Genomic DNA, 3,049 nt, shown 5'->3' on the forward strand with positions numbered 1-3,049 from the left:
TAATGGCGATCATCGTCGGAACCAACATCGTACTTGCGTACCGGCTACGGCCGCCGCTTCGGCCGTTGTCGACCGAGCAGCAGAACCTGGAACGTTACCGGTCGGCGATCGAGCCGTACATGCTGCTGATCCTGCTCGCGGTCACGACGCTGTTCGGCCTGGCCGCGGGCCTGTCCGCCGCCGGCCAGTGGCGGACGTGGCTGCTGTGGGTGAACGGCGAGTCTTTCGGGACCCCTGATCTGCAGTTTCACCGGGACATCAGCTATTACGCGTTCAGCTATCCCTTCCAGCGGTTCCTGCTCGGCTTCCTGCTGACCGCGGTGCTGCTGTCGTTGCTCGTCACCCTGCTGACCCACTACCTGTTCGGCGGAATCCGGATGCAGACCCCGGGGGAACGGGTGACCCCGGCGGCGAAGGCGCACATCTCGGTGCTGCTCGGGCTGCTCGCCCTGCTCAAGGCGTGGGCGTATTACCTCGACCGGTTCGGCTCGGTGTTCTCCTCGCGCGGGGTGGGGACCGGTGCGTCCTACACCGATGTACACGCCGTGCTGCCGGCGAAGCTGATCCTGCTGTTCATCTCGCTGGCCTGCGCGGTGCTGTTCATCTACAACATCTTCCAGCGGGGCTGGACGCTGCCGCTGCTCGGCGCGGGCATCCTCGTCCTGTCCTCGATGGTGATCGGCGGAATCTACCCGGCGATTGTCCAGCAGTTCCAGGTCCGGCCGAACGAGGCGACCCGCGAGGAGCCCTACATCGCGCGCAACATCGCGGCGACCCGGGCCGCCTACGGCATCCAGGACGTCGAGCCGCAGGACTATGCCGCCAGCACCGACGTCACCGCCCAGCAGGTCGCCGCCGACACCGGCACGGTCCCCAACATCCGCCTGCTCGACCCCAGCAAACTCTCCCGGACATTCCAGCAGCTCCAGCAGTTCCGCGGCTACTATGGTTTCCCGCCGACTCTCGACGTCGACCGGTACACCGTCATAGGGGCGGACAAGAAGCCGACGACCCAGGACTACGTGGTATCGGTGCGGGAGCTGAACCAGGCCGGGCTGGGAACGCAGCAGCGCAACTGGATCAACGAGCACCTGACCTATACCCACGGCAAGGGATTTGTCGCGGCGCCGTCGAACACCGTCGACGTGGGGCGCCCCGACTTCGATCACGGCGTGAGCGGTTTCCCGCAGGACGGTACCTTCGGTATCAAGGAGAATCGGGTCTACTTCGGGGAGATGTCGCCGTCGTATTCCATCGTCGGCACCAGGCAGATGGAGATCGACGGGCCGGGGCCGGGAGAAACCCAGGTCACCACGACCTACCAGGGCGACGGTGGGGTCTCGATCGGCTCGACCTTCCGTCGGGCGCTGTTCGCGCTGCGGTTCGGGGAGAAGAACATCCTGCTCTCCGGCGACATCACGAAGAACTCCCGGATCCTGTACGAGCGAAACCCGCGGGACCGGGTCAGCAAGGCAGCGCCCTGGCTCACCCTCGACGGAGACCCGTACCCGGCGATCGTCAACGGCCGGATCACCTGGATTCTCGATGGTTACACAACCTCTGACGGCTATCCCTACTCCGCCCGGCGCACTCTGGGTGACGTGACCGCCGACTCGGTGACCACCCAGAGCGGCAACCGCACCCGGCAGGCCTCGAACCAGGTCAACTACATCCGTAACTCGGTGAAGGCGACGGTGGACGCCTACAACGGCACCGTCACCCTCTACGCCTGGGATGAGTCCGACCCGGTGCTACGGACCTGGATGAGGGCGTTCCCGGACACGGTGAAGCCGAAGAGTGACATCCCACCGTCCCTCCGGGCACACCTGCGTTATCCGGAGGACCTGTTCAAGGTCCAGCGTGATCTGATCGGGCAGTACCACATCTCCAACCCGCGGGACTTCTACTCCCAGGAGGACTTCTGGGATGTGTCCGACTCGCCGGATGGAAGCGGGCAACCCCAGCCGCCGTTCTACGTCTACAGCCAGCTTCCCGGGCGCAAGGGCCCGTCCTACAACCTCACCTCACCGTTGATCTCCGCCCGGTCCTCGAAGCTCGCGGCGTACATGGCGGTGTCCAGTGACCCCGCCAACTACGGCCGGTTCACTCTGCTCAAACTGCCGGCGGGGAACACGATCAACGGTCCGGTCCAGGTGCAGAACGCCATCGAGGGCAACGGCGACGTGGCCAAACAGCTGTCACTATGGCGCAGCGGGGGAGCGACCACGATCGAGGGCAACCTGCTGACCCTGCCCGTGGCCGGCGGGCTGCTCTACGTCGAGCCCTACTACGTCCAGGCCAGGGGAAGCACCGGCTACCCGACCCTGCAGGGGGTCGCCACGGCCTTCGGCGACCGCATCGGTTTCGGTACCTCGCTGGGTGAGGCCTTGGAGAAGGTCTTCGGCGCCGGCGCCGGTGCCGCGGCGGCCGGGGCCGGAACCGGGGCCACGACCACGGACACCGGTCAGGACAGCACGCCGGCCCCCAGATCAGGGCAGGGCGGGACAGGCGTCCCGCCGCCGGGGCAGACCGCGCTGCAGGACGCCGTGGGCGACGCTGACCGCGCCTACCAGGCGGGGCAGGACGCCCTGGGCAAGAGCCCGCCGGACTTCACCGCCTACGGGAAGGCCCAGAGCGAGCTGGCTGATGCGCTGGGTCGCCTGCGTACTCTGTCGAGTCCGGCGGCGACGCCACCCGCTGCCACGGCATCATCCGGTGCATCGGTAGCCGCGTCACCGGTCCCCGCGTCACCGGCCGCCAAGCCGCCGGCTCCGTCCCCTTCGGCGACCGTGGCCGGCGGCGACGCTCCCGGTTCACCGGGGGCCCGGGCCGCCCCGGCACCCGGCTAGTCCCGAAAGTCCCACATTGGGGCCGCCATCGGTTTGACAGCTACCGATGGCGGCCCTGTATAGTGAAGACACACCGACGCGGGGTGGAGCAGCTCGGTAGCTCGCTGGGCTCATAACCCAGAGGTCACAGGTTCAAATCCTGTCCCCGCTACCAGTCGAAAGCACCCTCGGAATTTTTTTCCGAGGGTGCTTTCGCATTT

Annotated in this window: 1 protein-coding gene and 1 tRNA gene; both read left to right on the plus strand. The window is 66.9% G+C overall.

The window, feature by feature from the left end; genetic code table 11:
• Window positions 1-2,849 (plus strand): UPF0182 family membrane protein (locus tag ACY45C_RS03470; protein WP_462186204.1); only part of this gene is annotated, 2,849 nt, incomplete at its 5' end.
• A 77-nt stretch (window positions 2,850-2,926) separates the two neighbouring features.
• A tRNA-Met gene (locus ACY45C_RS03475) sits at window positions 2,927-3,003 on the plus strand.
• Window positions 3,004-3,049: the final 46 nt, after the last annotated feature.

This window comes from Frankia sp. CcWB2 (assembly GCF_977927585.1).